Annotated in this window: 22 protein-coding genes and 1 riboswitch; of the genes, 10 read left to right on the top strand and 12 right to left on the bottom strand. The window is 71.5% G+C overall.

Translation table 11 applies throughout. The features are described from left to right. Positions 1-105: 105 nt before the first annotated feature. The gene (locus AB0B33_RS14425) at positions 106-1,305 is read left to right on the top strand and encodes a Glu/Leu/Phe/Val dehydrogenase dimerization domain-containing protein (protein ID WP_360771056.1); all 1,200 of its coding nucleotides are present in this window, start codon (positions 106-108) and stop codon (positions 1,303-1,305) included. Positions 1,306-1,459: 154 nt separating this feature from the next. On the opposite strand, the gene pip is transcribed toward AB0B33_RS14425, so the two are convergent. The 5 genes from pip to AB0B33_RS14400 all read right to left on the bottom strand — a co-directional run bounded on the left by pip (position 1,460) and on the right by AB0B33_RS14400 (position 5,612). Then, the gene (gene pip, locus AB0B33_RS14420; RefSeq protein WP_360771053.1) at positions 1,460-2,407 is read right to left on the bottom strand and encodes a prolyl aminopeptidase; all 948 of its coding nucleotides are present in this window, start codon (positions 2,405-2,407) and stop codon (positions 1,460-1,462) included. Positions 2,408-2,486: 79 nt separating this feature from the next. Then, on the bottom strand, positions 2,487-3,215 hold the full coding sequence (locus tag AB0B33_RS14415) for an ESX secretion-associated protein EspG (RefSeq protein ID WP_360771155.1): 729 nt from the start codon (positions 3,213-3,215) through the stop codon (positions 2,487-2,489). A 25-nt stretch (positions 3,216-3,240) separates the two neighbouring features. Then, positions 3,241-4,581, bottom strand: coding sequence for a WXG100 family type VII secretion target (locus AB0B33_RS14410; RefSeq protein ID WP_360771050.1), 1,341 nt, complete (start codon positions 4,579-4,581; stop codon positions 3,241-3,243). 3 nt (positions 4,582-4,584) lie between these two features. Beyond that, the gene (locus AB0B33_RS14405; protein WP_360771047.1) at positions 4,585-5,202 is read right to left on the bottom strand and encodes a DUF3558 domain-containing protein; all 618 of its coding nucleotides are present in this window, start codon (positions 5,200-5,202) and stop codon (positions 4,585-4,587) included. 8 nt (positions 5,203-5,210) lie between these two features. Next, complete coding sequence (locus tag AB0B33_RS14400; RefSeq protein ID WP_360771045.1) at positions 5,211-5,612, bottom strand: hypothetical protein; 402 nt, start codon at positions 5,610-5,612, stop codon at positions 5,211-5,213. A gap of 187 nt (positions 5,613-5,799) precedes the next feature. Between AB0B33_RS14400 and AB0B33_RS14395 the strand changes: the two genes are divergently transcribed. The 5 genes from AB0B33_RS14395 (at position 5,800) to AB0B33_RS14375 (ending at position 11,602) form a co-directional block, all read left to right on the top strand. Further along, complete coding sequence (locus AB0B33_RS14395; RefSeq protein ID WP_247023191.1) at positions 5,800-6,381, top strand: TetR/AcrR family transcriptional regulator; 582 nt, start codon at positions 5,800-5,802, stop codon at positions 6,379-6,381. A gap of 199 nt (positions 6,382-6,580) precedes the next feature. Then, positions 6,581-7,927, top strand: coding sequence for a hemolysin family protein (locus AB0B33_RS14390; protein ID WP_247023190.1), 1,347 nt, complete (start codon positions 6,581-6,583; stop codon positions 7,925-7,927). Continuing rightward, positions 7,924-8,967, top strand: coding sequence for a hemolysin family protein (locus tag AB0B33_RS14385; protein WP_360771041.1), 1,044 nt, complete (start codon positions 7,924-7,926; stop codon positions 8,965-8,967). Before AB0B33_RS14390 ends, AB0B33_RS14385 begins: the two co-directional genes overlap by 4 nt. Then, positions 8,964-9,836 carry a 3-methyladenine DNA glycosylase gene (locus AB0B33_RS14380; protein WP_360771038.1) on the top strand — a complete coding sequence of 291 codons (873 nt, stop codon included), beginning with the start codon at positions 8,964-8,966 and terminating at the stop codon, positions 9,834-9,836. The genes AB0B33_RS14385 and AB0B33_RS14380 overlap by 4 nt, the downstream gene beginning before the upstream one ends. Before the next feature lie 617 nt (positions 9,837-10,453). Then, positions 10,454-11,602 (top strand): hypothetical protein, encoded by a 1,149-nt coding sequence (locus tag AB0B33_RS14375; protein ID WP_360771035.1) that lies wholly within the window; start codon positions 10,454-10,456, stop codon positions 11,600-11,602. On the opposite strand, the gene AB0B33_RS14370 is transcribed toward AB0B33_RS14375, so the two are convergent. Beyond that, positions 11,599-12,378, bottom strand: coding sequence for an aldo/keto reductase (locus tag AB0B33_RS14370; RefSeq protein WP_360771032.1), 780 nt, complete (start codon positions 12,376-12,378; stop codon positions 11,599-11,601). The genes AB0B33_RS14375 and AB0B33_RS14370 overlap by 4 nt on opposite strands. A 43-nt stretch (positions 12,379-12,421) precedes the next feature. After that, complete coding sequence (locus tag AB0B33_RS14365; RefSeq protein ID WP_360771029.1) at positions 12,422-13,231, bottom strand: helix-turn-helix transcriptional regulator; 810 nt, start codon at positions 13,229-13,231, stop codon at positions 12,422-12,424. Between the two features lie 332 nt (positions 13,232-13,563). Between AB0B33_RS14365 and AB0B33_RS14360 the strand changes: the two genes are divergently transcribed. Then, entirely contained in the window at positions 13,564-13,926 is a 363-nt protein-coding gene (locus AB0B33_RS14360; protein ID WP_360771026.1) for a nuclear transport factor 2 family protein, read from the top strand. 47 nt (positions 13,927-13,973) lie between these two features. Here the strand turns inward: AB0B33_RS14360 and AB0B33_RS14355 are convergent, their stop codons facing one another. Beyond that, complete coding sequence (locus AB0B33_RS14355) at positions 13,974-15,128, bottom strand: NAD-dependent epimerase/dehydratase family protein (protein WP_360771024.1); 1,155 nt, start codon at positions 15,126-15,128, stop codon at positions 13,974-13,976. 138 nt (positions 15,129-15,266) lie between these two features. Between AB0B33_RS14355 and AB0B33_RS14350 the strand changes: the two genes are divergently transcribed. Continuing rightward, entirely contained in the window at positions 15,267-15,764 is a 498-nt protein-coding gene (locus tag AB0B33_RS14350) for a GtrA family protein (RefSeq protein ID WP_360771021.1), read from the top strand. Here AB0B33_RS14350 and AB0B33_RS14345 read toward each other — a convergent pair. Together AB0B33_RS14345 and AB0B33_RS14340 are read right to left on the bottom strand one after the other, a co-directional pair. Beyond that, entirely contained in the window at positions 15,694-17,868 is a 2,175-nt protein-coding gene (locus AB0B33_RS14345; protein ID WP_360771018.1) for a glycosyltransferase family 2 protein, read from the bottom strand. The two genes, AB0B33_RS14350 and AB0B33_RS14345, sit on opposite strands and share 71 nt — an antisense overlap. Beyond that, positions 17,865-18,812, bottom strand: coding sequence for an NAD-dependent epimerase/dehydratase family protein (locus AB0B33_RS14340; protein ID WP_360771015.1), 948 nt, complete (start codon positions 18,810-18,812; stop codon positions 17,865-17,867). Before AB0B33_RS14340 ends, AB0B33_RS14345 begins: the two co-directional genes overlap by 4 nt. Positions 18,813-18,941: 129 nt before the next feature. On the opposite strand from AB0B33_RS14340, the gene AB0B33_RS14335 reads away from it, so the two are divergent. Both AB0B33_RS14335 and AB0B33_RS14330 read left to right on the top strand, forming a co-directional pair. Further along, on the top strand, positions 18,942-19,610 hold the full coding sequence (locus AB0B33_RS14335) for a hypothetical protein (protein ID WP_360771012.1): 669 nt from the start codon (positions 18,942-18,944) through the stop codon (positions 19,608-19,610). 68 nt (positions 19,611-19,678) lie between these two features. Beyond that, the gene (locus tag AB0B33_RS14330) at positions 19,679-20,422 is read left to right on the top strand and encodes a helix-turn-helix transcriptional regulator (protein ID WP_360771009.1); all 744 of its coding nucleotides are present in this window, start codon (positions 19,679-19,681) and stop codon (positions 20,420-20,422) included. 34 nt (positions 20,423-20,456) lie between these two features. Here AB0B33_RS14330 and gcvP read toward each other — a convergent pair whose 3' ends face one another. Continuing rightward, positions 20,457-23,333 (bottom strand): aminomethyl-transferring glycine dehydrogenase, encoded by a 2,877-nt coding sequence (gene gcvP / locus AB0B33_RS14325; RefSeq protein WP_360771006.1) that lies wholly within the window; start codon positions 23,331-23,333, stop codon positions 20,457-20,459. A 171-nt stretch (positions 23,334-23,504) separates the two neighbouring features. Then, positions 23,505-23,603, bottom strand: a riboswitch (glycine riboswitch). Between the two features lie 42 nt (positions 23,604-23,645). After that, positions 23,646-24,224: a MerR family transcriptional regulator gene (locus tag AB0B33_RS14320; RefSeq protein WP_281506288.1), complete on the bottom strand. Its 579-nt coding sequence runs from the start codon at positions 24,222-24,224 to the stop codon at positions 23,646-23,648. Between the last annotated feature and the right edge of the window lie 256 nt (positions 24,225-24,480).

Here is a 24,480-nt window from a genome sequence, read left to right as displayed (position 1 = left end):
GAGATCGTGCAGGTTCGTTAAATGGACGGGACGGCCACCCCGGGCGCACGCTCGTGGAGGCGGCCGGGGTGGCCGCCCCGGACTTCCCTGGAGGTGAGTGGCCTGATGACCCCGCGCAACCCCGGACCGCTGATGCGGCTCACGTGGACCGATCCCGAAACCGGCGCAACCGGCTACCTGGTCGTGCACAGCCTGGTCTCGGGCGTCGCCACCGGCGGCACCCGGATGCGGGCCGGCTGCACGATGTCCGAGGTGGAGGACCTCGCCCGGGGCATGGCCAACAAGACCGCGACCTTCAACCTGCCGGTCGGCGGGGCCAAGGGCGGCATCGACTTCGACCCGAAGGACCCGCGCGCGTTCGGCGTCCTCAAGCGGTTCTGCGCGTTCCTGCGGCCGTGGCTCGACGCCCATTGGGTGACCGCGGAGGACCTCGGCGTCCCGCAGCACCTGATCGACGAGGTGTTCGCCGAGCTCGGGCTGGAGCAGTCGTACCACGCCGCGATCCGCCGTTCGGCCGACCCGGCCCGCACCCTGCGTCGCGTGCAGGCGGGCCTCAACGCCCCGGTGCCCGGCGGGCTCCTGCTCGGCGACGTCGTGGGCGGCTACGGCGTGGCGCAGTCGTGCCTCGGCGTCGCGGCCGCGTGGGACTGGGACGTCCGCGAGACGACGGTGGCGATCCAGGGCATCGGCACCATGGGCGGCGGCGCGGCCTGGTACCTGCACGAAGCCGGGATGAAGGTGGTCGCGGTGGCCGACGCCGCGGGAACGCTCTACGACCCGGTCGGGCTCGACGTCCCGGCGCTGCTCGAGCTGCGCGACCGCTTCGGCGAGGTCGACCGGTCGCGGCTGCCCGCCGGGGTGCGCTCGCTCCCCCGCGAGACGATCGTCGGCATCGACGCGGACATCTTCGTGCCGGCCGCGATCTCCTACGCGCTGCGCCCGGACAACGAAAACCTGGTCAAGGCGGCGGTGGTCGTCGAAGCGGCCAACGCGGCGACGACCCCGGAAGCGGAAGCGGCGCTGTCCGCGCGCGGGGTCGCCGTGGTCCCGGACTTCGTGGCGAACGCCGGCGCGGCCGCGTGGGCGTGGTGGCTGCTGCTGGGCGAGGTCGGCGCCGATCCGGCCGACTCGTTCCTGCGGCTGCGCACCGAAATGCAGGCGAAGGTCGCCCTCCTGCTGGCCGAGTGGCGGATGGACCGGCTGCCGCTGCGCGTCACCGGGCTCCAGCTGGCCGAGGCCAACCGGGTCCGGCGCACCGAAGCCGCGCTCGCCCCGGAAGGTGAGCCGCAGCTGCTCATCCCCTAGACGAGCAATGCGCAACCCGGTCAATGGTCATAAGCGGTCAGGGATCGGGTGATGGGCTGGCTGCCGGCGCGGTTGTGCCGGATGGCGGCGGTAAATCAGCCGGACCCCGCGCTCGGTGAGCAGGTGGGGTTCGTGGTCGCAGATCGCCTGGCGGTCAGCCACGGTTCGCGAAGCGGTCGGTCGCGCCGATCAGGACGTCCTGCATCGACGCGGCCGACACCGTGTGCCCGACGTCGTCGAGCATGACCAGCTCGCTGCCCGGCCAGGCGTGGTGCAGCAGCCACGGCGTGCCGACGATGTTGCTCGTGTCCAGCACCCCCTGGGCCAGCACGGCGGGGATGTGCGCGAGCTCGCCGGCCCGGCGCAGGATTTCGCCGTCGGGCAGGAACGCGCGGTTGCTGAAGTAGTGCGTGACGAGCCGGGCGAAGCAGAGCCGGTAGGCCGGGTCCTCGAAGACGTCGTGCGGCGGCACCCCGGGGAGCATGGCGTCTTCCCAGGCGCACCAGTCGTCGGCCGCCTTGTGGTGGATCGCCGGGTCGGGGTCCATGAGCAGCCGGTGGTAGGCGGCCGAGAGGTCGCCGTCGCGCTCGCTTTCCGGCACTCCTTCGCGGAACTTCGCGAAGGCATCCGGGAAGTACGAGCCGAGCCCGCGGATGAGCAGTTCGATCTCGAGGTGGCGGTCGGTCGCGAGGCCCATCAGGACCATTTCGCTGACCCGGCCGGGGTGGCGCAGGGCGTAGGCCAGGCTGAGCACCGAACCCCACGAGCCGCCGAACAGCAGCCACTTCCCGATCCCGAGGTGCGTGCGCAGCCGTTCGAAGTCCGCCACCAGGTGGCCGGTCGTGTTGGCGGAGAGGTCCGCGACCGGGGCGCCCGCGTGCGGGGTGCTGCGCCCGCAGCCGCGCTGGTCGGCCAGGACGATCCGGTAGCGCGCCGGGTCGAAGAACCGCCGGACGCCGGCCGAGCAGCCGGAGCCGGGCCCGCCGTGCACGACCAGCGCGGGCTTGCCGTCCGGGTTCCCGCAGGTCTCCCAGTGGATTTCGTGCCCGTCGCCGACGTCGAGCATGCCGTGTTCGTACGGTTCGATCTCGGGGTACCGCATCGGCGCGTCCTTCCACCTCGGAATGCAACAGCGCTGTCACATTAGCCGGGACGAGGAGTTCGCGCGCGGTCTTTTCCGCTCAGCCGAGGGTGCCGGCCAGCTCGTCGAGCGTTTCGGCCAGCTCACGCGGCCCCGCCGGTCCGATGTGGATGACGGCGTCATCGCCGGAGCCGGTCGTGTAGCTGAGGTAGCGGCCCCAGTCCGTGTCGGCGTAGTGCAGCGGCTGCTGCAGGCAGGTGTGGCGGCCGACGTCGTCGCGCCGCCCGACGTAAAGCTCGCCGCTGCCCGAGACCGGCCGCTGCACGAGGCTGACGACATCGGCGATCGCCGGGGCCAGCGGGTACGCCTCCTGCCCGCGGCGCGCGGCCTCGGCCAGGTCGGCGACCCGGACCGAACGCGGGTGCCCACCGCCGGGCCCGACCGGCGGCAGCTGCTCGACGAGGGACTCGGCGAGCCGGTTCCGGTCGATCTCCTGCACGCCGATGTGGGTCCCGTCGGAGACGGCGAGGATCGCCTGCAGCCCCTTCGCCGCGGCGAGCACGCCGTAGGTCTGCCCGTCGACACCGACCCAGCCGTAGCACTCCCGCGCGGGGTTGACCAGCAGCGGCAGCCAGTCGAGGAAGTCGACGGTGACCCGCCCGCGCACGTCGACGAGCCCGGCTTCCGCCAGCGCGGCGTCGATCCGCTTGCCCGCCTCGTCGCGCTCCACGTCCGACAGCCAGATCGGCTCCGGGCGCAGGGTGATGTGCAGCTGACCCGCCTGTTCGCGTTCAGCCAACGCGGCCAACGCCTCGACCGGAACGTCCACCCGGCCTGTTGCCACGTCCACCCGCCTACTCGCCGATGACCGGCGGACTGGTCCGCTGGTCGGTACCGAAGATCGCGTCCGGATCCGCTTCGATCAGGAAGTCCGGCCGCTGGTGCTCATCATCTTCCTCACCCTCGCCGCGCCGGCCCCCGGGGCCCATCGGCCCCATCTGCCCGCTCCGGCCGGCCGCCGACCGCGCGGCGGCGGCCTCCGCCGCGGCCGCGTTGCCCAGGCTGCCCATGCCGGAACCGCGCCCGCTGCCGAGCCCCCGCTCCCCCGCGGCGCCGTTCCCGCCACCACCGGTCCCGCTGCCGCTCCCGCCCCCGATGGGACGTCCGTTCGAGTCGAGCAGCCGGCTGCCGGCGTTGCCACTGGCCGGCCCGCGGCCGCCGGACGTGGGGTCGTTCCCGAAGGAGGTGTTGGAGTAGTTCTGGCCACCACCCCCACCGGTGCCGGTGGGGTAGAACTCGATCCCCCCGGTCCCGGGCGGCGTGCCCCCCGGCCGTTCGGTGGTCTGCCCGGGCCGCGTGGTGGTCGTGGGCGGCCGGCCGGTGCCGGTGGTGTGCGTGTCGTCGCCGGGCTTGTCGGTGATGACGCCGGGCCGATCGGTCCCACCGGGACGGTCGGTTCCCCCGGGGCGGTCCGTGCCCCCGGGGCGGTCGGTGCCGCCGGGCTGGTCGTGGCCCCCGGTACGGCCCGGGTCGACGCTGCTGGTCGAGGTGTGGTCGGTGGTCCCGTTGCCGGGGTCACCGCCCCCGCCTTCGGGGTACCACTTGTTCTTGTCGGTCGGCTCGTTGATGCCGCCGGGCCCCTTGGGGGTGTTCACGGCGATGGCGGCGCCGTCGGACTCGAGGACGCCGTAGTCGGTGGGCAGGATCGCCTGGGTACCGCTGGTGATGTTGCTGTACTGGTCCATGACCCGGACGTTGGTCTCGTTGGCCGCGTTGTACTTGGCCATGCCCTGCTGGTAGTTGTCGATGTCGTCGGCGGCCATGAAGGGCCCGGCGACCGGGATGGCGGCCTTGAGCCCGGTGGTCCAGGGATTCGGCTTGTCGGGCTTGGGCGGGATCTCGACCACGGAGTTGCTGGAGGTGTCGAAGACAGCGGCCTGCGTGTCGACGGAGGACTTGGTGACGTCGAGCGGCGCGGCGGTTTCGGCAAAGGCCTGTTCGAGCGGGCCGGCCCCGGCGTTGGCGGCGTCGGCGGCATCCCCGGTCCACGCCTGCTTCATGCGGTCCTGCAGGGACTTGATGCCCTGCGCCCGGTCCATGTAGGCGCTGGAGAGGTTGGCGACCTCGTCGGCGGCGTTGCGGAGGCCGCTGGTGTCGCCTTGTCTGAAGTTGTCGTAGATCTGCTTGCCGTCCACTCGTCAGGCCCCCTTGAGTGTGGTGATGATCGAGCCCGCCACCTGCTGAGCGGCGGCGCAGGAATCGTCCGCGCCTTCATAACCGCCGGCGTACACGTTGATCGCGAGGTCGTCTGCGACGCCGACGTCGAGCACGCAGTTGCCGATCGGCCGCCGGTCCCGCTTGTCGACGTAGATCGCCGGGTACCCCTGCACCTCGGGTGCGGGCTCCAAGAACGGGAACTGCCCGCTCTCGTGCGCGGTGTACAGCCCGGCCAGCCCGCCGAGACCGCGATCGCGGTTCCCGGTGCCGATGATGACCTGCATGCTCACGCCCTCGCCGGAAATCCGCCAGCTGCAGCCCGGACCGGACGCACCGAGACCGTTGTCCTGGGACTGGACATCCCCCGGGTCGGTGAACCGCAGCGACGAGAGCACCGACGACGGGACGACGTCGCACGGCTTGGAGACGTACTTCGAAACGTCGAGCGCGGTGGCCACCTTGGGCACGTCCGGGTTGGCAGGCGATCCGGAAGACGCCGTTTCGCTCGGCGCGGGGGTGGCGGTCCCGGTCTTCTCCGGGGAACATCCGGTGAGCAGCAGCGAAGCGGCCACGACACCGACCGCGACACGGGCAACCATGCGCACGGTCACACCGTCCGGAAGGGGTCGGCCATGCCCTGGTCGGTGGCGACCGTCTTGGTCTGCGCTTCCTTGAGCTTCTTGATGTAGCCCTGCACGTACTTGCGCATCGAGTCGTTCTGCGTCTGCAGGGCGGCGATCGAGTCGATCGTGGTCGACACGTAACCGCCGCTGACCGTGTCCTTGCCGGGGGCCTGGACCAGGTTGCTGATCAGCTGGATCTTGTCGCCGTCCTTGACGATCTTGTCCAGCTCGTCTTCCCACAGACCGATCACCGAGGCGAGCTCCTCGGGGTCCATCTTGAACTGACCGCCCCCGCCGCCTCCGCCGCCGTAGACCCGTCCTCGCTCGCCCAGGATGTCGCCACCCCAGACCGCCTGGACCGCCTGTCCGGCTTCGCCGATGATCACGACCCGCACCTTCCCCTCAGTTCACCCACGGTGATGTGGCAAAGACTAGCCAACCGTCTCACTCCGTGTCAGCGAATCGCCGCAACGTTCAGACGATGAGGGTGGGGATCCGGTTCCCTGGGCACTCCGGGTCACAGTACGTACGTACGGATTGCGAAAGTCCGGTCCGCGGTGTCAGGATTTCAGGATGCCACGCGTAAGCCAGGATCACCTCGACGCACGCCGGCGCCAGATCCTCGACGGCTCGCGCGTCTGCTTCGCGCGCTACGGCTACGAAGGTGCCACAGTCCGGCGCCTGGAGGAAGCCACCGGGCTGTCGCGCGGGGCCATCTTCCACCACTTCCGGGACAAGGAGTCGCTCTTCCTCGCCCTCGCGGAGGATGATGCCATCCGGATGGCCGACGTCGTCGCCGAGCAGGGGCTCGTGCAGGTGATGCGAGATCTGCTCGCCGGCGGAGACCACCCCGCCGACTGGCTCGGGACGCGGCTCGAGGTGAGCCGGCGGCTGCGCACCGATCCGGAGTTCCGCGGCCGGTGGGCCGAGCGGTCCGAGCAGCTCACCACCGCCACCCGGCTGCGGCTGCTGCGCCAGCGCGACGCCGGGAAGCTGCGCGACGACGTCGACGTCGACGTCCTCACCGCGTTCCTCGAGCTCGTCCTCGAGGGGCTCGTCTCCCACCTGGCGATGGGCCTGCCCGCCGCCGGCCTGGGGCCGGTGCTCGACCTCGTCGAGGAGACCGTGCGGCGGCACCGCCAGACGACGGTTTGAGCTGTCCGACACACCGATATCGCCAGCGGTGACCGCGAAGGACACGTTAGGATTGTCCGCATATCCGCAGTACACGCCGATCCAGTGCTAGGAGTGACCGTTTCGTGCGCGCAGCGCAGTCACCCGGTGACAGTACCGGGCCGGGTGACCGACCCGGCTGTCCGATAGGTTCTTCCCCCGCCACCAGGGCGGATGCGGAATGATCCAGATCCTCTTCGCCGTCCTCGGCGTCCTCCTCTTCGTGCTGCTCACGGTCGGCACCGGGCTCGCCGTCGCGGCCGAGTTCTCGCTGACCGCGCTGGAACGCAGCACCGTCGACGCCAACGTCCGCCAGGTGGGCGATCGCCGGGCCCTCACCGTCCAGAAGGCGCACCGGACGCTCTCGTTCCAGCTCTCCGGCGCCCAGGTCGCGATCACGCTCACCACGCTGATCACCGGTTACCTGGCCGAGCCGCTGATCGGCGAGCTCGTCCGGCCGCTGCTCACCGGCGTCGGGCTCCCCGAAGCGTTCGCCGGGGGCGCGTCGATCGTGCTCGCCCTCGTCATCGCGACGTCGCTGTCGATGATCCTCGGCGAAATGGTGCCGAAGAACCTCGCGATCGCGCGGCCGCTGCCGACCGCGCGCGCCGTCGCCGGCTACCACTCGCGGTTCTCGGCGCTGTTCCGCTGGCTCATCACGCTGATGAACAACAGCGCGAACTTCCTGGTGCGCAAGTTCGGCGTCGAACCGCAGGAAGAGCTGCGGTCCGCGCGCTCGCCGCAGGAGCTGGGCTCGATCGTCCGCTCCAGCGCCGAGAGCGGCACGCTCGACACGACCACCGCGGAGCTGCTGGACCGTTCGCTGCGGTTCGGCGAACGCACCGCGGAGGAGCTGATGACGCCCCGCGTGCAGCTCGAATCGCTCGGCGTCGACGACACGGTCGAGGACCTCATCGAGCTCTCGCGCCGCACCGGGTTCTCGCGGTTCCCGGTGCACGCCGAGGACCTCGACGACGTCCGCGGCGCCGTGCACGTCAAGCAGGCGTTCGCCGTCTCGGCCGCGGACCGGGCCGCCGTGCCGATCGGCTCGGTGATGCGGCCGGTGCCGACCGTGCCCGAGTCGCTGCCCGGCGACGACCTGCTCAACCGCCTGCGCGACTCCCGCTTCCAGCTGGCGATCGTCGTCGACGAGTACGGCGGCACGGCCGGGCTGGTCACCCTGGAGGACGTCGTCGAGGAGATCATCGGCGACGTCCGCGACGAGCACGACGACCGGGAGGCGCCCGCCTCGCAGCAGGTCGGCAGCGACAGCTGGCTGGTGTCGGGCCAGCTGCGTCCGGACGAGGTCACCGACGTCACCGGGTTCCGGATGCCCGACGGCGACTACGAAACCATCGCCGGGCTGATCCTCGAACGGCTGGGCAAGATCCCCGCCGAGGGTGACGCCGCGGACGTCGACGGCTGGCGGCTCACCGTCACCACCATGGACAAGCGGCGCATCGCCGAGGTCGAAGTGGCCCCGGTCCGCGTCCCCGAAGAAACCCCGGTGGCCGAGGTGGTCTCGTGAGCGACTGGCTGAACATCGCCCTCGTCGCGGTCCTGCTGCTGGCCAACGCCTTCTTCGTCGGCGCGGAGTTCACGTTGATCTCTTCGCGGCGCGACCGGCTGGAAGCGCTGCTGGAGCAGGGAAAGACACGCGCGAAGATCGTCATCAACGCGAGCAAGCACGTCTCGCTGATGCTCGCCGGCGCGCAGCTGGGCATCACCATCTGCTCGCTGCTGCTCGGCCGCCTCGGCGAGCCGGCGATCGCGCACCGGCTGTCGGCGTTCTTCGACCTGCTGGGCCTGCCCGAGGCGCTGCTGCACGCGGTCTCGTTCGCCATCGCGCTGGCGTTCATCACCGTGCTGCACGTGCTGATCGGCGAGATGGTGCCGAAGAACCTCGCCATCGCCGAGCCCGAGCGGCTCGCGCTGTGGCTGGTGCCGGTGCACGTGGGGTGGGTCAAGCTGGCCAACCCGTTCATCTGGCTGCTGAACTTCGTCGCGAACTCGCTGCTGCGCGCGGTGAAGGTCGAGCCGAAGGACGAGCTGGAGACGGCCTACACGTCCGACGAGCTGGCCGAGCTGCTCAGCGAGTCGCGCCGCGAAGGGCTGCTGGACCAGTCCGAGCACCAGCGGCTCGCGCAGACGCTGTCTTCGACGCAGAAGACGGTCGCCGACGTGCTGGTGCCCACCGCCGAGCTGACGACGCTGCCGTGCGCGCCGACGCTCGGCGACGTCGAGCGGGCGGTGTCGTCCACCGGGTTCTCGCGGTTCCCGGTCTGCACCGACGACGGTCGCCTGACCGGCTACATCCACGTCAAGGACGTCCTCGACCTGGCCGGGCAGGACCCGGCGACGCTCGTGCCGTCCGGCAAGACGCGCCAGCTCACCGAGCTGCGCGCCGACTCCCGCCTCGACGTCGCCCTCTCGGCGATGCGCAAGGAAGGCAGCCACCTGGCGCGGGCCCTCGACACGAGCGGCAGCGCCGTCGGCGTCGTCGCGCTCGAGGACCTCGTGGAGGAGTACGTGGGCACGGTCCGCGACGGCACGCACGTGGGCGCATGACCGACGTCGAAGTGCTCGCCGAACCGGACTGGCTGGCCCGGGAGGCGGCGCACGTCGAGCGGATGCGGCGGTGGACCGGACCGCACCAGGAGCGCCGTTCGCGCGGCGAGAAGCACCCGGTGCTGGACTTCCTGTTCACCTACTACTCGTACCGGCCGTCGCACCTCGAACGGTGGCAGCCCGGGCCCGGCGTAGCGCTCGCCGGGCCCGCGGCGGCGCGTTTCCTGGACCGCAAGGGCTACGTCCTCACCGGCGACGGCGTCGTGCTGGACCCCGCGAGCTTCACGCCGGGGAAGGCGCGGACGGCGGAGTTCGTCCTCGCCCTGCTGACCGCGACGGCGTCCCGCGCGCCGCGGCTGAGCTGCTTCGGGCTGCACGAGTGGGCGATGGTCTACCGCGAGCCGGCGGATTCGGTGCGGCACAACCAGGTCCCGCTGCGACTGGGTTCGGGCGGCACCGACGCCGTCGTGGAATCGCTCGACATCCGCTGCGGGCACTTCGACGCGTTCCGCTTCTTCACCGACCCGGCGCGGCCGCGCAACGAGCTGACGCCGTCGAGGGAGACGCAGGTCTCGTCGGAGCAGCCCGGGTGCCTGCACGCGAACATGGATCTGTTCAAGTGGGCGTACAAGCTGGACCCGTTCGTGCCGGCGGAGCTGGTGGCGGACTGCTTCGAGCTGGCGGTGGAGATCCGCGAGCTCGACATGCGGGCCAGCCCGTACGACCTGGCCGCACTCGGCTACCGGCCAGTGCGCATCGAAACGGCTGAAGGAAGGGCCGAATACGCCCGCGCCCAGGCTTCGTTCGCCCGCCGGGCGGCACCGGTGCGTCATCGCCTGATTGCGCATTGCCATCGCCTGGTCAGGTGATCACCCGCAGCACGTGCAACTGTGAGTCAGATTATTCTCTCTCCGATACTCACCTGTTAGGGTGATAACGGTTTGGTTGCATCGCAGCGCGTGCTTGTCATGCGCTCACCCTCGAAAGGATGACGATGGGGCGACACTACCGGGACGAGGAGCCGGTGCCGCACCCTCAGGACCGCACTTCGCGCCCGGGGACTCCCCGCGGTGAGAGCTCCGGTTCACACCCGGTCGAGGGCCGCAGCGAGACTTCGGGCGCTGTCCGGAAGCCCAAGCGCAGCTCCATCTCGGAGGCGTTCGGGATCGCGGGCCGCCCCACCGGCTCCCGCGCTGCCGGCCGCGGCGAGGCCTCTGGCGCGTACCCGGTCGCGGGGCGTGGTGAGGCGAGCGGCGCTTACCCGGCCGTGGGCCGTGGTCAGGCGTCGGGTTCGTACCCGGCCGCCGGACGCAACGACCCCTCCGCCTACCCCGCATCCGGCCGGAACGACCCCATCGCCGCGCGCGGCGAAGCCAGCGGCGCCTATCCGGCCGTGGGCCGTGGTGAGGCGTCGGGTTCGTACCCGGCCGCCGGTCGCAACGACCCCTCCGGTGCTTACCCCGCCGCCGGCCGCAACGATCCCGCCGTGGGCCGTGGCGAGGCTTCCGGCGCCTACCCCGCTTCCGCACGCAACGACATCACCGACGTGTATCCGGCCACCGGGCGTGGCGAGCGATCCGGCGCGTACCCCGCCGTCGGTCGCGAAGAACCGTCCGTTGCCCGTCGTGGCGAAGCGTCCGGCGACTACCCGATCACCGCACGCCGTGAACCTGCCTCCCACCGGGGCGAAGCGTCCGGTGCCTATCCGGCGGTCGGCCACGTCGACGCCGAAGCGAGCGGCGGAACCCAGGCCGCCGGTCCCCGCACCACCACCCGGCGAGGCTCGTCCCGCGCCGCCCGGAAGGCCGAAAGCGCGGCCGAACGGACCGAGGTCATCACCCGGCCCGACGAAGGCGACTACCCCGCCGCCACGCGCAGCGAGCCAGCCGACTCCGCCCGCACCCTCACCCGCGGCGGGTCCACCCGCGCCAAGCGGCGTGCCGAAAGCACCGAGACCAGCGAGAACACCGCCCCACCCAAGCGCAGTGAGGCCACCGGCTCGCACCGGACGCTCGGGAAGGGCGAGGCCACCGGCTCGCACCGGATCGTCGGCAAGAAGGCGCCGCGGCGCCGGATCGCCACCTGGCCGATCGCCTGTCTCGTGCTCGCCGCGCTGATCGGGCTCGGCATCGTCGGGTGGAACTGGGCCGACAGCGAGCTCAACAACCGCGCCGAGGCGCAGGCCGCCAGCTGCTCCGGTGGTACGTCGCACATGCGGATCGTCGTCACGCCGAGCGTGCAGAAGCCGCTCACCGCCGCGGCGGATCGGTGGAACCAGGCGGCCACCGTCGTGCACGGGCAGTGCGTGCACGTGATGATCGAGGCCAAGCCGTCGTCGCAGGTGCTCGACGCGCTGGTCGGCCGGGCCAACCTGGACTCCATCGGCGGGCTGCCCGCCGCCTGGCTGCCCGAGTCGTCGTACTGGGTCAGCGAGCTGACCACCAAGAAGCCGGAGATGATCGGCTCCGCCGCGCAGTCGGTGGCCAACGCCCGCTCGGCGGACTACCCGTTCGTCGGCCTCTCCGGCCAGGGCATCGACGACACCGTGCTGCGCGCCGCCCAGACCTTCCGCGAGTACCTCGAGCAGCCCGCCCAGCAGGCCGACTTCGCCGCCGCCGGGATCAAGTCCACCTAGACGCGCGTGCCGTTGTCGAGCTCTTCCACCACGGTGAGGTCGTCGTCGGCCAGCTCGAAGTCGAAGATCCCGAACTGCTCGCGGGTCCGGGTGGTGGTCGCCGACGCCGCCACCGCGACCGTGCCGGCCTGCAGGTGCCACCGGAGCACGATCTGGGCCGGGGTCTTGCCGTACTTCGCCGCGAGCGCGGTGACCGTCTCGTCGGCCAGCAGCCCGGCGTTCGCGACCGGGCTGGCCGCGGCCGTCACGATGCCCCGCTCGGCGTGGAACTCCCGCAGCGGCAGCTGCTGCAGCCACGGGTGCAGCTCGACCTGGTTGACGGCGGGGACCGCCCCGGTCGCGTCGATCAGCCGGCGCAGCTCGGCGACCCCGAACCCGGCCACGCCGACCGCACGGACGCGGCCGTCGGCGCGCAGCCGGCTCAGCGCGCGCCAGGTGTCGGGGAAGGCGCCCTTCGTGCCGTCCAGCAGGCACAGGTCCACCTGTTCGAGCTGCAACGCGGCCAGCGCCTCGTCGGCGGCGCGGCGGGCGCTGTCGTAGCCCTGCGCGGGCACCTTGACGCTGACGAACAGTTCTTCGCGGGGCACGTCCGCCGTGGCGAGGGCGGTGCCGACCGCCGTCTCGGTACCGGGCGTGGTGTCGATACCGCGGTAACCGGTGTCGAGGGCGATGCGGACGGCCCGGCCGGTTTCGGCCGCGGACAGGCCCGCGACACCGAACAGCAGCTGGGGGATGCGGATTCCGTCGGACAGGGCGAGCGAAGGCGGGACGGCCATCAACCGGTGATCCTCACTTCGGATGCTGCGCGGGTGCTCCCCATCATCCCACTGACGCGGTCCGCTCGCGCAGATGCGCCGCCGTCGCCGGGTCGGCCGGGTAGAACGACTCGATCACCAGTTCCGCGACGGTGATGTCCAGCGGGGTGCCGAACGTGGCCACCGTGCTGAAGAACGTGAGGTCGGTGCCCTCGTGGCGGAACTTCAGCGGCACGAAGATGTCACCCGGTCCAGGGACCTCCACCTCGGGCACCGGCTGGTCGCACGGGTAGCCGCGCAGCTCGTCCAGGAGTTCGGCGAGCCCGGCGTCCGCGGTCTGGCCGACCTGGCGCCGCAGCCGGCCGAGCAGGTGGGCGCGCCACTCCCCCAGGTTCAGGATGTGCGGGGCCATGCCGTCGGGGTGCAGCGTCGCGCGCAGCACGTTGGTGGTCAGCTCGGACGGGATCCCGGCGACGAAGAGCCCGATGCTCGCGTTGGCGTCGACGAGGTCCCAGTTCCGGTCGACGACGGCGGCCGGGTACGGCTCGTGCCCGGCCAGCAGCTGCCGGACGGCCCGGCGGACGGCGTCCATCCCGGGGTCCCCCAAGGCGTTTTCGGTGTAGGCGGGCGCGTACCCGGCGGCGAGCAGCAGCCGGTTGCGTTCGCGCAGCGGGACTTCGAGGTGCTCGCCGAGGCGCAGCACCATGTCCCGGCTCGGCTTGGACCGGCCGGTTTCCACGAAGCTGAGGTGGCGGGTGGAGACGTCCGCCGAGATCGCGAGGTCGAGCTGGCTGATCCGCCGCCGGTCCCGCCATTCCCGCAGCAGCTCACCCACCGGCCGCTGCCGCGCGGCCGCCTGCACCGTAGTCGTCACGCGAGCGACGCTACGGCGATCACGGGGTGGCTGCCATTACTTCGGGGGTAATGGCAGCCGGGACGACGAGTGGCACCAGCCGCTGAGCCGGTCCCGCCGGGGCCTCGGCATCGATCACTTCACGCGCGGAGTAGCACGCGCGCATGAGGTCGGCGGGTGTCACGCCCCGGCCGAACCCGGCGGATCTTCTTCCACGCGGCGAATCTCGCGAAACGTGCGACGGAAGGCCACCGCATTACCTGCCGCGTAATCGACGGGCCGCCGCCGCGGCGTCAGAGTGGGTCCCAGCGCAGGACGACGGAAGCCGTTGTCCCCCAACGAAAGGAACCACCATGAGTGACGTCCGTGGCCTCGTCGAGCAGTACATCGCCGTCTGGAACGAGACCGATGGCGACAAGCGGCGGGCCCTCGTCGCCGACGTCTTCACCGCCGACGCCGGCTACACCGATCCGCTCGGGGCGGTCGCCGGGCACGACGGGATCGACCAGTTCGTCGCCGGGGCGCAGGCGCAGTTCGGCGGGCTCGCCTTCAGCCTGCCGGCCGAGCCCGACGCGCACCACGACCTCGCGCGGTTCCAGTGGTACCTCGGGGCGCCCGGGGCGGCGGAGCCGGTCGCCATCGGGTTCGACGTCGTCGAACTCCGGGAGGGGAAGATCGCCAAGGTGCACGGCTTCCTCGACAAGATGCCGGGCTGAACCGACGCACGGCGTGCGGGCTCCCGGGCAGGGGAGCCCGCACGCCGCTAGCTCTTGAGCGCGCCGCGCCACCGCACGGTCGGACGCAGCTTCTCCGGGTTCACCCGGTGCTTGTTGGCGCCGACGATGTCGAACATCGACTCGATCAGCGTGTCCGACAGCAGGTGCGGCGCCAGCCCCAGCCCGACCAGCCCGGTGTGCTTCACGTTGTAGTAGTGCTCCGGCGCCTCGGTGCGCGGGTTCTCCAGCTGCTCGATCTGCACCGGGCCGGGGAAGCGGTCGGCGACGAGCTCGGCGATCGCGGCCACGGAAAGGCTTTCCGTCATCTGGTTGAAGACGCGGAACTCCCCCGCGTCGGCCGGGTTCTCGACGGCGAGCCGGATGCACTCGACGGTGTCGCGGATGTCGATCAGGCCGCGGGTCTGCGTGCCCTTGCCGTACACGGTCAGCGGCTGGCCGAGCACGGCCTGGATGACGAACCGGTTCAGCACCGTGCCGAACACCGCGTCGTAGTCGAACCGGGTGGCCAGCCGGGAGTCCAGCGCGGTCTGCGGCGTCTGCTGCCCGTACACGACGCCCTGGTTGAGGTCCGTGGCCCGCAGCCCCCAGGCGCGGCACGTGAATTCGATGTTGTGCGAATCGTGGACCTTGGTCAGGTGGTAGAACGAGCCCGGTCGTTTCGGGAACAGCACGCGGTCTTTGCGCCCGTTGTGCTCGAGGTCCAGCCAGCCTTCTTCGATGTCGATGTTCGGCGTGCCGTATTCGCCCATCGTGCCCAGTTTGACCAGGTGGATCGCCGGATCGATCTCCGCGATCGCGTAGAGCAGGTTCAGGTTGCCGATCACGTTGTTGTGCTGCGTGTACGCCGCGTGTTCGCGGTCGATCATGGAATACGGCGCCGACCGCTGCTCGGCGTAGTGCACGACCGCGTCGGGCGCGAACTCGCGCACCGCCCCGAACAGGAACTCCGCGTCCAGCAGGTCACCTTCGTAGCTGGTGATCTCGCGTCCGGAGACTTCGTGCCAGGCCGCGATCCGGTCCTTCAGCGATTCGATCGGAACCAGGCTTTCGACGCCGAGTTCTTCGTCGTAACCGCGGCGGGCGAAATTGTCGAGAACGGCCACCTCGTGGCCTTTGTCCGATAAGTGCAACGCGGTCGGCCAGCCCAGATATCCGTCACCGCCGAGAACCAGCACCCGCATTGTGCCGCCTTTCCTGCTCGTTTACGCCCCCCGACGCTATCGACCACCTGCTGATGAAGACCTGGCAATCGGCTGTGAATCTCCTATGCGTAGGGGGGTCGGACGGCGCGGCGGCCGGCCCGCGGGGAGGATGGGGTCATGACGACCGTAACCAACGGCGTGCGGCCCCGCACAACGGAGAAGACGCGCCGCCGCGGCTGGGCCCGGCTGGCCCGCGCGGCCGCGACGTCGTTCGCCGCCACCGTGCTCAGCCAGGTCGTCCTGCTCGCCGTCCTCGCCACCGGCGGGGCCGCCGCGCTCGCCGGCACGCTGGCGTGGGCCGCCGGGGCGGTGCTGAACTTCCTGGTCACCCGCCGCTGGGTGTGGGGCCGCACCGGCCGGCCGCGCGTCCGGCGCGAGCTGCTGCCGTACCTGGCCGTGATCGGTCTCGGCGGGCTCGTTTCGATCGGGCTGACGACGCTGGCCGGTTCGCTGCTCGCGCGGGCGGACCTGCCGCACTTCTGGTGGGTCGTGCTCGTCGACGGCGCGTACGTCGGCAGTTACGCCCTGGTGTTCGTCCTCAAGTTCACGCTGCTCGACCAGGTCGTGTTCGGCCGCGGCGCAGCACGTACCCCCGCCACCACGTCCCGGTCATGACGCGGGCGTAGTTCGCGCCGTAGACGAGGCTGCCGCCCTTCTTGCTCTTGCCCGCCTTGCGCAGCCGCATGCTCATCGGCAGCTCCAGCACGCGGGCGCCGCGCGCGGTCACGCCGAGCATCAGCTCCGACGACTGGTACTGCGGCTCGTTGAGCGGCACCGCGCAGGCCAGCTCCGCCCGCATCGCGCGGAAGCCGAACGACGTGTCGGTGATCCGCCGCGCGGTCAGCGCCGACGCCAGCGCGGCGAACACCCGCACGCCGAGCCACCGGACGCGGCTGTCGGCCTCTTCGTGCCCGAGCCGCCGCGACCCGGTGACGAAGTCCGCGGTGCCCTCGACGACCGGGCTGACCAGCGCTTCCAGCTCGCTGTTGTCGTACTGCCCGTCGGCGTCGGTCGTGACGACGTACTCGGCGCCACGCTCCGCCGCCAGGTGGTAACCCAGGCGCAGCGCCGCGCCCTGGCCGCGGTTGCGCGGCGCCACGCAGACGTACGCGCCGTGCGCTTCGGCGATCGCGGCCGTGTCGTCGGTCCCGCCGTCGACGACGACGAGGACGTCCACCGGCATCCCGAGGCACCGGTCCGGCATCTTCTCCAGGACCTCGCCGATCCCGCCGGCCTCGTTGTAGGCGGCGATGACGACGGTCAGCGGCGCGAACCCGGCGTCCGGGTGGCGGCGCCGGAAGTCGCCGAGGGCACCGGAATCGACGTCGTCGGGGAACGCGGCGAGCCGCTTCCGGCTGGCTGAGGTCAGCGTCGTGAAGCCGAGCGCCCCGGCCACCGGGAACAGCACCAGCGCCGGGATCTGGTAGCGCCACGAGAACTGGAACACCGCCGAAGCGAAGAGCAGGACCAGCCCGCTCGACGCCGCCAGCAGCGCGCCCGCCCGTGCTCGGTCCAGGGGCTTCTTGCGCCGGAAGATCGTCAGCAGGCCGAGCAGCGCGCCGAGGCCGAGCACGCCGCCCGAGACGTACCCGCCGCCCAGCTGGTAGTCGCGCAGGACCTTCGCCAGCGGCTGGTCGGCGCTCGCCACGACGCCGTCGTTCTGCTGCGTGACCAGGTCGATGAGCGACTGGTCGGCCCACTGCGGGTAGGACAGCTGGAACTGCCACCGGTCGAGGGGCACGTCGGTCGGGTCCTGCTCGCGGCTCCAAGCGAAGCTCTTGGCGAAGTCGTCCAAGATCGCCGCGGCGACGTCGCCGGGCTGTTCCTTCAGGACGTCGATCGCGAATTCGTGGGCCAGCGCGGCCTTGTCCGCGCCGGGCGGGAGGGGGCCGGGCCAGTTCGGGTCGAGATCGGCGTGCGTGTAGTTGTCGACGAGCCGGGTCTCGCGCGGCTCGGCCGGGCAGAAAACCTTCAGTTCCGCCGAAAGCTCGAGGTTCGCGCAGTCGGCGACCGCGGCGGTGCGGCCGTAGAGCATGTTGCCCGACGGCCCGGTCAGCCCCCACTTGCCGGTCTCCGCGTGCACGCGCGCCGAGTACGGCACGAGCACGACGAGCAGGCCCAGCACCGCGACGCCGGCCCGGCGCCAGCCCGCCCGGTGCTGCCACGCTCCGCCGGCGACGACCAGGAAGACCAGCAGCGGCAGGGCCAGCGAGATGCCGATCAGCCGGGTCAGCACGCCGAACCCGAGCAGCAGGCCCGCGGCGCCGGCGCGCTTCCAGCCCGGCGCGCCCCGGCCGAGCAGGAGCCACAGGAGCCCGAGGAGCACCGCCTCGAACGTCACCTCGGACATGATGTTCTGCTCGATCTGCAGCTGGTACGCGTCGAGCAGCACCGGCGCCGCGGCGAGCGCGGCGACCCACGGGCGGCCACCGAGCCGCAGCACCAGCGCGTAGACGCCGATCGCGATGAGGATCCCGCCGGCGTGCTGGACCGCCGCGACCCACGCCAGGCCGCCGACGGCCAGCAACGGGCGCAGCACCAGGTCGTAGCCGATCGGGTCGAGCTGGTCGGCGCGCAGCGCGTGCAGGTTGTCGAGGTAGCGGAACGAATCGATGTACAGCAGCGCGGGCCGGTAGGCCAGCCAGGTCAGCACCCGCAGGACGATCGCCGGGACGAGGAGCAGGAGAAGCAGCCAGTGGCGGCGCGGGAACGCCGTCACGGTGTCGCGTTCGGACGGTCGAGGCCCGAGAAGTACTTCCACGCCGTGGCGAGGCCGTCGACCAGCGGTACTTCGGGGCGGTACCCGATGGTCTCCGCGCTGGCCGAGACGTCGACGACGACCGCGGGCATCTCCCCCGCCGGCGCCTCGACGTGCTCGACGGGCAGCTCGGCGCCGGTCACCTCGCGCACGGCCTCGACCATCTCGAGCACCGACACCGAGCGCCCCGCGCCGACGATCGCGCGGCCGGTGTGGCCGCTGGCGAAGGCCGAGAGGATCGCGCGGACGACGTCGTCGACGTGGACGAGGTCGCGGCGCTGGCGGCCGTCGCCGTAGACCTTCACACTGCCGCCGGTGAGCGCGGCCCGCATCATGCGCGGCACGAAACTGTCCTTGTGGGACATTCCCGGGCCGTAGACGTTGGTGAACCGCAACGCGCACGTCGTCATGCCGTACGCGCCGGCGTAGCCCGAGAGCAGCATTTCGCACGCCGCTTTCGTGGCGCCGTACGGTGTCAACGGCCGTAGCGGCAGGTCCGGGGTGATGGTCGCGGTGCCGACGTTGCCGATCACCGCGTTGGTCGAGGCGAGCAGGAACTTCGGCACCTCGCGGCGGCGGGCGAGTTCGAGCAGTTCCTGGGTGACCAGGACGTTGTCGGCGAAGGTGTCTTCGGGCAGCTCGACCGACTTCAGCACCGACGTCAGCGCCGCCAGGTGCACGATCCCCGCGGTCCCGGCGGTCACGGCCTCCTCGCGGACGGCGGCCTCGCGCAGGTCGCCGGTCACCACGCGGACGCCGTCGAGGTCTTCGGGGAGCGGCACCCGGTCCACGACGGTGACCGGGACGTCCCGGTCGAGGAGGGCGCGCACGACGGCCCGGCCGATGAAGCCGCTGCCGCCGGTCACGACCACGGACGTCCGATCGGGACCGTGCGCACTCGCCATGGCGGTCAACCTACCTCCCGTTCCTGTGCGCACGCCGTGGACCCGCGTACGCAGAAGTGCGTATGGCCGCTCCCCCGGCCGGCTTGGTGTCCTTGAGCGGTCACACAGCAATGGGGAGGAAGACCAGCCATGAAAAGACTCTTCACCGTTCCGGCACTGCTCCTGGCCTCGCTCGCGGGAGCCCTCACCGTGTCGGCCGCGCCCGCCCAGGCGGCGACGACCGACGTCGGCGTCATCCCGTCGAGCCGGTCGTGTCCGGCCGGGACCGAGGCGATCGTCATCCGGATGGACGACGAGGACTCGGGCAACGCCAACTCGCGCGGCGGCTTCATCGGGGCGGTCGGCAGCACGAGCAACACGGAGCTGTTCTTCTGCCGGGTCGACGGCGCCGCGTTCCGGGGCGTCACGCAGTCCGGCTCGTTCCGGCCCTACTCGGTGCTCAAGCTGGGCGCGAACTGCCCGAACGGCTCCCAGGAGTTCTCGCGCCGGTTCGACAACGAGGACGACAGCAACAACAACTCGTTCTCGGGCAACATCTTCCCGAACGTGAGCGACAGCAACACGCTGCTGCGGTTCTGCCTGTTCGCCCCGGGGGTGGCCACGACGACGGCGTTCCCGAACGTCGGCTTCGGCTACCTCGTGTTCTCCGGGGTCGATTCGTCGGGCTTCTTCCACACCGACGACGAGGACGACAGCAACAACAACTCCTACAGCGCGCCGGCCGGGATCAGCAGCATCGCGCAGTCGATGGTCAGCGCCGGTTCGAACACCACGCTGAACGTCCGGATCGCCCGGTAACACCCGGTTCGTATCTCCCTCGGCGCTTCCGGGTCTTTCTTGACCGGACGAGCCGAGGGGGATTCCGGGTGAGCGGTGAAGTGACGGCGCGGTGCCTGCACCGCGCCCTCGAAGTGGTGCGCGAGCTGAAGGCGGCGGGGCCGGCCGAGGGGCTGGCGAGACTGGGCCGGCTGGTCGGCTGCGACGTCGTCTCGTGCACGAGCACCGAGCACACGACCCGCCGCCTGACCGGCACGGTGACCGACCGGCCGGAGCACAACCTGATGCGCCACGCGGAGTTCCGGGCGCTGGCGCACCAGCACCCGGGGTTCGCGGCCCACCGCTCGGGAGCGCTGCGGCTGGGTACGGCGGCCGCGCTGACCGAACTGGCCGACCTCCGGACGCTGCGCGGGCTGCCCTTCTACACCGACTTCTACCGCCCGCGCGGCACGGTCGACCAGCTGCTGTGCGTGGTCCAGGTCGACGACCGGCACGGACGCGTCCTCACGCTCAGCCGGTCGCGGCCCGGGTTCTCCGCCCGCGACCACGACCTGGTCGAGCTGCTCACGCCGCACCTGGCCCAGGCGTTCGCCCGGCACGAGCGGCCGGCGGTCCACCCGGTCGCCGGGACGGCCCCGGAGCTGACGGCCCGCGAGCAGGAGGTGGCCACTCTGGTCGCGCGGGCGGCGTCCGACCGCGAGATCGCCCGGCGGCTCGGCATCAGCCCGCGGACGGTCCAGAAGCACCTGCAGCAGATCTACCGCAAGCTCGGCCTCACCAGCCGCGCCGAGCTGCTGCTCCACCTGTCCGGTACCGGGGTCGTGAGTGCGTAACAGTGTCAGAACACTGTTACGCACTCACGACCACTCAGGCGAAGGCTTCCGGGGGCGGGCAGGAGCAGACCAGGTTGCGGTCGCCGGAGGCGCCGTCGATGCGGCGGACCGGGGGCCAGATCTTCGCCGCCGTCCGGCCCGCCGGGAACGCCGCCGTCTCGCGGCTGTAGCGGCGGTTCCAGTCGCCGGCCAGGCAGCCCGCCGTGTGCGGGGCCAGCCGCAGCGGGGACTCCGCCAGCGGCCACTCCCCCGACGCCACGCGGTCGATCTCCGCGCGGATCGCGATCATCGCCGCGCAGAAGCGGTCCAGCTCGGCCAGGTCCTCGCTTTCGGTCGGCTCGACCATCAGCGTGCCCGCGACCGGGAACGACATCGTCGGCGCGTGCAGCCCGTAGTCCGCCAGCCGCTTCGCGACGTCGTCCACGGTCACGCCCGTGGCCTTCGTCAGCGGCCGCAGGTCCAGGATGCATTCGTGGGCCACGAAACCCGAGCGGCCCGCGTACAGCACCGGGTAGTGCTCACCGAGCCGGCGGGCGATGTAGTTGGCGTTGGCGACCGCCACGAGCGTCGCCCGGCGCAGGCCCTCGGCACCCATCATCCGGACGTAGGCCCACGAGATCGGCAGGATCGACGCGCTCCCCCACGGCGCCGCGCTGACCGGGCCGACGCCGGACCCGGGCCCGGCCGCCGGCTGCAGCGGGTGGTTCGGCAGGAACGGCGCCAGGTGCGCGCGCACGCCGATCGGGCCGACGCCGGGACCGCCGCCGCCGTGCGGGATGCAGAAGGTCTTGTGCAGGTTCAGGTGCGAGACGTCGGCGCCGAACCGGCCGTACTGGGCGACGCCGATCAGCGCGTTCAGGTTGGCGCCGTCGACGTACACCTGCCCGCCCGCGTCGTGCACCGCCGCGCACACCTCGCCGACGGTGTCCTCGTACACCCCGTGCGTCGACGGGTAGGTCAGCATGATGGCCGCCAGGTCGCCCCGGTGCTTGTCCACAGTGGACTTGAGGTGCGCGAGGTCGATGTTTCCGTCGTCGTCGCAGCGGACGACGACCACCCGCATACCCGCCATCACGGCACTCGCCGCGTTCGTGCCGTGCGCGCTGGCCGGGATCAGGCAGACGTCTCGCGCGTCCTCGCCGCGCGAGCGGTGGTAGGCGCGGATCGCCAGCAGGCCGGCGAACTCGCCCTGGCTCCCGGCGTTCGGCTGCAGCGAAACCGCGTCGTAGCCGGTGATCCGCGCGAGCCAGGCACCCAGGTCGGCGACGACCTCGAGGAGGCCGGCGGCGTCCTCGGCGGGCGCGAACGGGTGCAGCCCGGCGAACTCCGGCCAGGTGACCGGTTCCATCTCCGCGGTGGCGTTGAGCTTCATCGTGCACGAGCCGAGCGGGATCATGCCGCGGTCGAGCGCGTAGTCCTGATCGGACAGCCGGCGCAGGTACCGCAGCATCGCCGTTTCCGACCGGTGCTCGTGGAACACCGGGTGGGTGAGGAACGCGCTCGTGCGCCGCAGCGGGGCCGGGAGCGCGTCGGCCGTGTCCGCGTCCAGGCCGTCCACATCGGACACCGAGACGCCGAACGCCTTCCACACGAACGAAAGCCGCTCGCGGGTGGTCGTTTCGTCGCAGGCGACGCCGACGTGGTCGCCGTCGATCCGGCGCAGGGTGACGCCGAGGTCGCGGGCCGCCGCGACGACCGCGTCCGCCCGGCCGGGCACCGCCACCGTCACGGTGTCGAAGAACTCGCCGTGCACGACCTCGACCCCGCCTTCGGCCAGGCCGGCGGCCAGCACGGTCGCCATCCGGTGGGCCCGCAACGCGATCGCGCGCAGGCCGTCGGGGCCGTGGTACACGGCGTACATCGACGCCATCACCGCCAGCAGGACCTGCGCGGTGCAGATGTTCGAGGTCGCCTTCTCGCGGCGGATGTGCTGCTCGCGCGTCTGCAGCGCGAGCCGGTACGCGGGCGCGCCGCCGGCGTCCTTCGCGACCCCGACCAGGCGCCCGGGCAGCTGCCGCTCCAAGCCCTTTCGCACCGCGAGATAAGCGGCGTGCGGGCCGCCGAAGCCGAGCGGGACGCCGAAGCGCTGCGTCGACCCGACGGCGACGTCGGCGCCGAGCTCGCCGGGCGGCCGCAGCAGCGTCAAGGCGAGGGGGTCGGCCGCGACGACCACCGCGGCGCCGCGCTTCTTGGCTTCCGCGATGGTCAGGTCGAGCTCGTGCACGGCCCCCGACGCGCCGGGGTAGGCCAGCAGCACGCCGAAGAAGTCGCCGCCGAGCCCCAGCCCGGTGAGTCCCTGCGACAGGTCTTCCACGACCAGTTCGATCCCCAGCGGCTCGGCTCGCGTCCGCAGCACGGCGAGGGTCTGCGGCAGGGTGTCCTGGTCGACGACGAACCGGTTCGACTTCGCCCGGCCGGCCCGGCGCACGAGCGTCATCGCTTCGGCGGCCGCGGTGGCTTCGTCGAGCAGGGAGGCGTTCGCGACCGGGAGCGCGGTCAGGTCCGCGACCATGGTCTGGAAGTTGAGCAGCGCTTCGAGCCGCCCTTGGGAAATCTCCGGCTGGTAGGGCGTGTAGGCGGTGTACCAGGCCGGGTTCTCGAGGACGTTCCGCCGGATCACGGGCGGGGTCACGGTGTCGTGGTAGCCGAGCCCGATCATCGCGGCGGTCGGCCGGTTGCGGGCGGCCAGCTCGCGCAGTTCGGCCAGCGCCTGGGCTTCGGAGGCCGCCGGCGGCAGTTCGAGGGGCTCGGCGGACGCGCGCAGCGACTCGGGAACGGCGTGTTCGGCGAGTTCGTCGAGGGAGGCGACGCCGATGACGTCGAGGATCGTGCGCAGCTGGGCCGGACCCGGCCCGAGGTGCCGCTCGGCGAACGGGATCCCCTGCTCCAGGGAGGCGAGTGACGGATTCACGAAGGCCTCCTGGGGACGGCGGGGCGGGGCCGGGACAACGGTGTCCTGGCCCTCCCCACTCTGTCCGTACCCCGAGGGGCGCCTGAGAGTTTCGCCCGCGTGGTTGAACCGGGCTTGCACCGTCGGCGGGGCCATCAGGTGGTGTCCTGACGACCCGCTTTCCAGAGGCGTCTCGTCCGCGCGGTCCAGGGTGCCTGAGAGGTTCCGGGGAGGACTTGCTCCTTCGGCGCCGAGCTCAATATGAGGCTCGGACTCTCCCGCGCGGATTCGTCGACCGCAGGGAGAACCTTACTCCGTCCGCCGCAGCGGTGATCAACCGGTCTTGCGTGCGTTGCGGCGCTGGGTGAGCTCGTCCGGCTCGTGCGTCTCGACGACGCCGCCGTCCGCGCGCTCGGCGGGGAATTCGTGGATGGTCCCGCTGATCTCCTGCATCGCGCCGCTGACCGCGATGCCGAAGACGCCCTGGCCGCCTTGGAGCAGGTCGACGATCTCCTCCGGCGAGGTGCATTCGTAGACCGTGGTGCCGTCGGAGAACAGCGTCACCTTGGCCAGGTCGCGGACCCCGCGCAGGCGCAGGTGGTCGACGGCGACCCGGATGTTCTGGAGCGAGACCCCGGTGTCCAGCAGCCGCTTGACGACCTTGAGGACCAGGATGTCCTTGAACGAGTACAGCCGCTGCGAGCCGGAGCCGTGCGCCGTGCGGATGCTGGGTGCGACCAGCTTCGTCCGGGCCCAGTAGTCGAGCTGGCGGTAGGTGATCCCGGCGATCTGGCACGCGGCCGGGCCGCGGTAACCCACCAGCTCGTCCGGCAGCGAGTCGTCGGGGAACAGCTCACCCTGTTCGCCACCCGCGACCCCAACAGGCTGCTTCTCGGAACCAGCCTCGACCACGCAAGCCTCCCCTCGCCCGACCGGACGGCCGGCGAATGACAGCCGGGGAGTCCCAGGAGCGGGACCCGCCGGAGATCAACCGCCACGATCCGGCCCCAGACCGTGAATCACATCGTGGCGATTTACCTCTCTCGACGGTAAGCGTCAGGAGAACACCGGTCAACGCGACGCGCGGCAAGCCTCAACGGTCGGATGAGCCTTTGAGCCGTTCGCTATACCCCGTGCGCGGCGGTTCAAACTCCTTGACGTGTTTTAC

Source organism: Amycolatopsis sp. NPDC049159, from assembly GCF_040648295.1.
In the GTDB taxonomy this organism is placed as follows: Bacteria; Actinomycetota; Actinomycetes; order Mycobacteriales; family Pseudonocardiaceae; genus Amycolatopsis; species Amycolatopsis pretoriensis_A.
The sequence above is the reverse complement of the archived record's forward strand: the minus strand, read 5'-3'. Positions and strand labels throughout refer to the sequence as shown.

Excerpts from the sequence above, each read along its gene's own strand:
- AB0B33_RS14395 (WP_247023191.1), top strand. The coding sequence starts at position 5,800 with ATGCCACGCGTAAGCCAGGATCACCTCGACGCACGCCGGCGCCAGATC.
- pip (WP_360771053.1), bottom strand. The coding sequence starts at position 2,407 with ATGCGGTACCCCGAGATCGAACCGTACGAACACGGCATGCTCGACGTC.
- AB0B33_RS14425 (WP_360771056.1), top strand. The coding sequence starts at position 106 with ATGACCCCGCGCAACCCCGGACCGCTGATGCGGCTCACGTGGACCGAT.
- AB0B33_RS14405 (WP_360771047.1), bottom strand. The coding sequence starts at position 5,202 with ATGGTTGCCCGTGTCGCGGTCGGTGTCGTGGCCGCTTCGCTGCTGCTC.
- AB0B33_RS14340 (WP_360771015.1), bottom strand. The coding sequence starts at position 18,812 with ATGGCGAGTGCGCACGGTCCCGATCGGACGTCCGTGGTCGTGACCGGC.
- AB0B33_RS14370 (WP_360771032.1), bottom strand. The coding sequence starts at position 12,378 with ATGGCCGTCCCGCCTTCGCTCGCCCTGTCCGACGGAATCCGCATCCCC.
- AB0B33_RS14390 (WP_247023190.1), top strand. The coding sequence starts at position 6,581 with ATGATCCAGATCCTCTTCGCCGTCCTCGGCGTCCTCCTCTTCGTGCTG.
- AB0B33_RS14355 (WP_360771024.1), bottom strand. The coding sequence starts at position 15,128 with ATGCGGGTGCTGGTTCTCGGCGGTGACGGATATCTGGGCTGGCCGACC.
- AB0B33_RS14380 (WP_360771038.1), top strand. The coding sequence starts at position 8,964 with ATGACCGACGTCGAAGTGCTCGCCGAACCGGACTGGCTGGCCCGGGAG.
- AB0B33_RS14350 (WP_360771021.1), top strand. The coding sequence starts at position 15,267 with ATGACGACCGTAACCAACGGCGTGCGGCCCCGCACAACGGAGAAGACG.
- AB0B33_RS14335 (WP_360771012.1), top strand. The coding sequence starts at position 18,942 with ATGAAAAGACTCTTCACCGTTCCGGCACTGCTCCTGGCCTCGCTCGCG.
- AB0B33_RS14360 (WP_360771026.1), top strand. The coding sequence starts at position 13,564 with ATGAGTGACGTCCGTGGCCTCGTCGAGCAGTACATCGCCGTCTGGAAC.